At 58.7% G+C, this 5721-nt stretch carries 5 protein-coding genes and 1 tRNA gene; 3 read left to right on the forward strand and 3 right to left on the reverse strand.

Annotated features, from left to right (window positions below; translation table 11 throughout):
• On the reverse strand, positions 1-1229 hold a 1229-nt coding region (locus C0V97_RS17110), incomplete at its 3' end, for a TonB-dependent receptor plug domain-containing protein (protein WP_233582251.1).
• Between the two features lie 711 nt (positions 1230-1940).
• On the opposite strand from C0V97_RS17110, the gene C0V97_RS17115 reads away from it, so the two are divergent.
• Complete coding sequence (locus C0V97_RS17115) at positions 1941-2681, forward strand: DUF2167 domain-containing protein (RefSeq protein ID WP_158625395.1); 741 nt, start codon at positions 1941-1943, stop codon at positions 2679-2681.
• A gap of 246 nt (positions 2682-2927) precedes the next feature.
• Here C0V97_RS17115 and C0V97_RS17120 read toward each other — a convergent pair.
• Positions 2928-3001 (reverse strand) — tRNA-Gln (locus C0V97_RS17120).
• Between the two features lie 199 nt (positions 3002-3200).
• On the opposite strand from C0V97_RS17120, the gene C0V97_RS17125 reads away from it, so the two are divergent.
• Together C0V97_RS17125 and C0V97_RS17130 are read left to right on the forward strand one after the other, a co-directional pair.
• Positions 3201-4343, forward strand: coding sequence for a Ppx/GppA phosphatase family protein (locus C0V97_RS17125; protein ID WP_127102391.1), 1143 nt, complete (start codon positions 3201-3203; stop codon positions 4341-4343).
• Positions 4340-5152, forward strand: a complete 813-nt coding sequence (locus C0V97_RS17130; protein WP_127102392.1) for an RlmE family RNA methyltransferase — start codon at positions 4340-4342, stop codon at positions 5150-5152. The genes C0V97_RS17125 and C0V97_RS17130 overlap by 4 nt, the downstream gene beginning before the upstream one ends.
• Here the strand turns inward: C0V97_RS17130 and C0V97_RS17135 are convergent.
• A partial coding sequence (locus C0V97_RS17135) for an ROK family protein (protein WP_127103707.1) occupies positions 5153-5721 on the reverse strand: 569 nt, incomplete at its 5' end. It abuts the gene before it with no gap.

Genomic DNA, 5721 nt, shown 5'->3' on the forward strand with positions numbered 1-5721 from the left:
TGGGACAGACCGAGGTTCGGACCACCGCCATATTCGTCGAGAGGTGCACCCGTCGCAGGATCGACCAGGCTATAAGGTGCGGTCTGGATCTGCTTGGAATACTCGAACCAGTACCCAACCATCAGGCGGTTTGCGCCAGTATGGAGCGCGAGTTTCGTCACGGCACCCGGGCGGTAGGTCTGGGTGTTCGACGGGTTATAGAGGAGAAGGCTCTTTGTATTGGACGGATTATAAGGACCGATCGAGCCACTGAGAGACTGCGAACCATATTGCTGGCTAGTCAGGCTCTCATTATAGGCGCCCCCACCATTACCATTACCATACCAGAAATACGGTGTTTCGGTCAGCGTCAGATTGTCTGTCAGGGTAAATGTCGACGGAGCGCTGGCATAGATGTTGGTAAAGGGATTCTGGTGCAGCTTGTAATAATTGCCACTGGGTGATTTAGGATTCCACTTCGAGTCATATGTGTAGGTGGTTCCATATTTCTGCCAGTTCGCCAGGCTCATCGATGGAAACAGGGTGCTGTCGCTCTGGTTGCCGACGATCGCGAGCGAGATGCGATTGCCCTCTCCCCACTCATTGACCCATTTTGTCTCGCCATGGAGTTTTTTCTGCGCGCCTGGACCACGCCACGAATCTTCATGCGCCGCAGAGAACGAAATATAGCCCTTGAGATGAGTATTACCAATGCGACCCGTGTCGACACGCCCGAAAATACGGCGCGCGTTATAGCTGCCATAAGTGCCATCGAGGTGACCGCTGAATTTCTCGGTCGGGTCGAGCAGGTACATATTCACCGCGCCGCCCGAGGCACTGATATGGGGGCTATCGAGATCCGCCGAACCCTGTTCGACATTGATTGTCCTCAGATTTTCTGAGTCGACAATCTCCTGCGGATAGACCGCGTAATTACCGATATCGTTAATCGGAAATCCTTCGAGCGTGAATCCGATCTGACTCGCATTGAGGCCGCGCAGGGTAAGATTGCCGCCATTCAGACCGAGCGGGTCTACCGAGGTAGTGTTCACGCCGGGGAGCATGGCAATGAGCTGCATCGGATTCAGGCCCGGCGTCTGCTTGGCGATGAATTCCTGTGTCACGGTGGAGCGCGACTTGGCAGCATCCTCATGAACCATGAGACCGCCGCCAGCAGCCGTGTGGCGGCTTGCGCGCACCTGCACCGTCTCGCTCTTGGCAGCGTCTGTCGGTGCAGTCGAGCCCATCATGGACGGGCCGTCATCAGCCTTCGCAACTGTTTTGGGAGCGGTCGCTTTCCGGGAGCTACCCGCGCTGGAGGACAGGCTCACCTGTGCCGAAGCCGCGGAGACCTGCAACGCGAGGACGGAAGTCGCACAAAGAAAAAAGCGGGCTCTCACACTCATTATCGTTCCTGAAGTTCATCGGCTGATCGTTAACTAGGCTTAACGAATTCACGATAGCCATTAACACGAGGGCGAAACAATCACGATGAAACTTTCATGACGATACGATTCCAATAAGTCGTTTCTTTTCAGAAACATATGTAACAAAACTATCCAAACGGTCATTTTCTGCATGGGCGTCAACCCAATGGACCTTCCTCCTCATACAGCGGCTCACTCCGCGCGATTCGACGCACCCGAGCACCCTCGCAGCCAGATGAAGCCCCGTATTCTCAAGCCACACACACAGTCTTTACCGTGAGAACGGTGCCATCATATTGATAGACTCAAATACGTTCTCTACTTTCGTCTGGTCAGTATTTGTTTTTGAAGTCTTCTATTATGCGATCAACTCGACACTTTCGGCTTTTAATCGCGTTCGGCGCTTTAGCATCCCAACCCGTGTATGCTGCGAACCAGCAGGTGCCTGCGCACGAGGCTCCCGCACCGCCCCAGCCAACGCGCCTCCCCTGGATCCACGGCCCGGCAATCACGCGTATCGAAGGAGGCTCCGATATGCGTATCCCTGCAGGTTTCGAATTGCTCGTGCCGCCAGACGGGAAAAAGCTCCTCGCACTCATGGGCAACCCGACGACCGCGTCTGACGATCGCACCTACATCTTGCAACCGGAGGACGCAGGGCAGGATTGGTTCATGGAGTTTTCGTATCGCGACGCGGGTCATGTGGATGACACGGATACGATCGACGCGGACAAACTCCTTGCGATGATGAGCAAATATTCGCTTGAGGACAATGAAGTCCGAAAAGCGCGGCATCTTCCCGCGCTCGACCTCGTCGGCTGGCAAACAACGCCGCGCTACGATCCGCAGACTCATCGCCTCGAATGGGCCTACAGGTACAAGACGCATACGGACGACCTCATCTCCAACCTGCATACGCGCGTCCTCACCCGCACAGGCTATTATCGTGTCCTCATGGTCGGCGATGTTGCGACCTATGATGAGGACATGAAGGCCTTCAACACCGCCCTAACCTTTCTTCATCCCCTGCCCGGCAATCGCTACAGCGATTTTGAAACAGGCGACAAGCTTGCCCGGTATGGGCTTATGGGTCTGATGGGAGGTGGTGCCGCTGCCCTTGCCGTGAAAACGGGACTGGCAGGGGGCGCCTTGGCTCTTATCGTCAAAATCGGCTCTGCACTTCTGAGTTCGAAGGCGATCGTTGCCGTCATAGCTTTCCTTGCCCTCCTGTGGGCTCGGCTCAAGTCCCTCTTCTCGCGCCGGAAAGGAAAGTAGTTGCAGTATCTGAGCGCGCCTCTTGTGTTCGGCCTTTGCGCAGCTATCGGATTCTGGGCGATCATGAAGATCCTGCCCAAACGTAGCAAACCGCCCGAGGCACGCGAAACCGCGCCTGCCCCGAGCGAAAGCCCGCCATGGGACGGAGGGAACACCCCCCACCAGTTTGGAAGCAGACACGGCAAGGAATGACGTCGAGATTCCTGGACGAAGCTTGCCGCTCTTATTTTGAACTATGAAAGTTTTTGGCTGGGGGACCTGGATTCGAACCAGGGCTGACCGGGTCAGAGCCGGTAGTTCTACCGCTAAACTATCCCCCAGCATCTGCGCAGAAGCTGTTTGCCTTGCGGTGGCGGTGAGATAGCACCCGCCCCCACGGGCCGCAACCCCCCTTTCGGCATTTTTTTTCATAAATCGCTCATCCCGCACGTATAAAGTGCTTGCTGCGACCTGAGCGCGCTATCACATTGTTTTTGACGCAAGATTCACCGATGCGGCCAGGGAAGAGGGAGGACGATCATGGGCTACAGCCGTAGCGAGGCGCTATCGTCTCACATGCCAAATGGCGCTCTCCCGCGGCATTTCGCCGCTCTCGATCTTGGAACGAATAATTGCCGCATGATGATCGCGCGCAGGACGCATCACGGCGTGCAGATTCTGGATCGACAAAACAGGATGGTGTGCCTGGGTGAAGGGCTGGTTGAAACGGGGGAGTTGAGTTCCCGGGCCATGGACCGGGCGGTGCGGACACTTGAAGGGTATGCCGCGCGTATGAAGGGACTGGCCGATTTACAGGTCAGGGCCGTCGCAACCGAAGCGTGCAGGCGCGCCCTCAATCGCGACCGCTTCCTGTCGCGTGTCTTTGCAGAAACGGGGCTGTCTCTGGAGATCATCTCCCCTCGCGAGGAGGTCGAGCTGGCGGTGGAAGGATGCCGGGGACTCCTGCATCGCAACCGCGCCGCCGGGCAGAGAGCCATTGTTTTCGACATTGGCGGCGGGTCAACCGAGATCGCCTGGTTGCGCCTTGATCCTATGACACGCGGGCATGAGTTGATCAGTCTCGTCAGCTTGCCCTATGGCGTTGTCACCCTGTCGGAACAATTTGGACACGCGCGCGGGTCCATTGATGCCGTTAGTCAGGCAGCGCTTTATGAGGCCATGATCAAGGCCGTGCAGGAACCTCTCCGGCAGTTCGAGACGATTCACCAGATCGGTCGCGAAATGCAGGCGGGTGCCGTGCAAATGCTGGGCACCAGCGGCACAGTCACGACCCTGGCAAGCATGGCTCAGGATCTGCCGCGATACAGCCGCATGGCGGTGGATGGCTTCACCCTGACCGATCGTGCTGCCCACGATGCGATCACCGTCGTGAAGGCCACGTTATGCGGTGCGGAGGCGGCACCTTCTTCCCTCTCAGCCGACAGGCAGCACTTCATGCTGCCGGGCTGTGCGATATTCGAGGCGATTCACAGGGTCTGGCCGATGCAGGAGATCATCGTTGCCGATCGCGGGTTGCGTGACGGTATGGTCGCACGCATGGCAACCCAAGCGCGCAGCAGTCGGGTCATCCCGCACGGACAGGCACGTCACGGCGTGAACGCGCTCGGTGGACGCGAATATCGTGGCCATAATGCCTCGTCTTCCTTTATGGGTCGCGCATGACCAGAGATAGTGACAAGCGCGGCCGCAAGCCGGGCAAGCCGACTGAACGACGCATCCCAGGCAAAGCGCTCAAGAGTTCTGCCGCTCCCGGCGAAACGGACAGCGCCCTGGACGGCAGTTCGGTCCAGACGGCGCGGAACAAGACCATCACCCTGCGCACTGCGCGGGGGCGCTCGACTGCGCAGCAGCGTTGGCTGAACCGCCAGTTGAATGACCCCTATGTGGCGGCCGCCCGCAAGCAGGGCTGGCGTTCACGGGCCGCCTTCAAGCTGATCGAGATTGATGACCGACTGAAGCTGATCAAGCCAGGCATGAAGATCATCGATCTGGGTGCTGCCCCCGGAGGATGGACGCAGGTTGCGGTGAAGCGTGGCGCCAGTGAGGTGGTGGGCGTCGACCTGCTTCCGGTGGATCCCGTCAGCGACGCCACGATCATTGAAGGTGATTTCACCGATCCTGACATGCCCGCGCGGCTGATCGACCTTCTGGGTGGCCCGGCCGACCTGGTTCTGTCGGATATGGCACCGAACACGACGGGCCATGCGCCAACCGATCATCTGCGCATCATGGGCCTCGCTGAAGGCGCGCTTGATTTCGCGATGCAGGTGCTGGCGGTCGGCGGAGGTTTTGTGGCGAAGGTCTTCCAAGGGGGCTCCGAGCGGCAGATGCTCGAACCCATGAAGCTCGCATTCTCTCATGTTCGCCACCTCAAGCCGCCTGCATCCCGAAAGGAATCGAGCGAGCTCTACGTGGTGGCAACCGGGTTCAGGCCCGAACGCCTGAATCCCGGCTCCAGCTCAGAGGAGTAATTACTCCGCCACGTCCCACAGCCAGGCGGCGCCGCGTACGCCTGAGCTGTCGCCATGTTTGTTTCGGACGATGGGGGTGGTGCAGGTCGGCGTGATCACGTGACGCGCCAGCAAAGGCGGCACACGCTCGTAAATGCTGTCGAGATTCGAGACGCCTCCACCCAGCACGATGATATCCGGATCGAGGAAGTTGATCGTCAGGGCGCAGGCGCGCGAAAAGCGATCCATGTAGCGATCGAGCGCGCCGATTGCCGCGATGTCTCCGGCAGCCGCAGCCTCTTCGATGCCGGCCGTGTTATGATGCCCGACACCTTTCCAGTCTTTGGCGAGCTCGGGCCCGCAAAGATAGCGCTCAAGGCAGCCTTCATTGCCGCAAAAACACTTTGGCAGCGGGAACTCTTCCATGCGCACCCAGGGGAGCGGCGTGTGGCCCCATTCGCCAGCGATGCTGTGACGACCGCCGATCACCTTTCCGTCAACAACGATACCGGCGCCCATTCCGGTTCCGATGATGATACCAAAGACCGTGCGATTACCCGCCCCTGCGCCGTCAGCGGCTTCGGAGAGCG

It is taken from the genome of Asaia sp. W19 (assembly GCF_003994335.1).
Classification (GTDB): domain Bacteria; phylum Pseudomonadota; class Alphaproteobacteria; order Acetobacterales; family Acetobacteraceae; genus Asaia.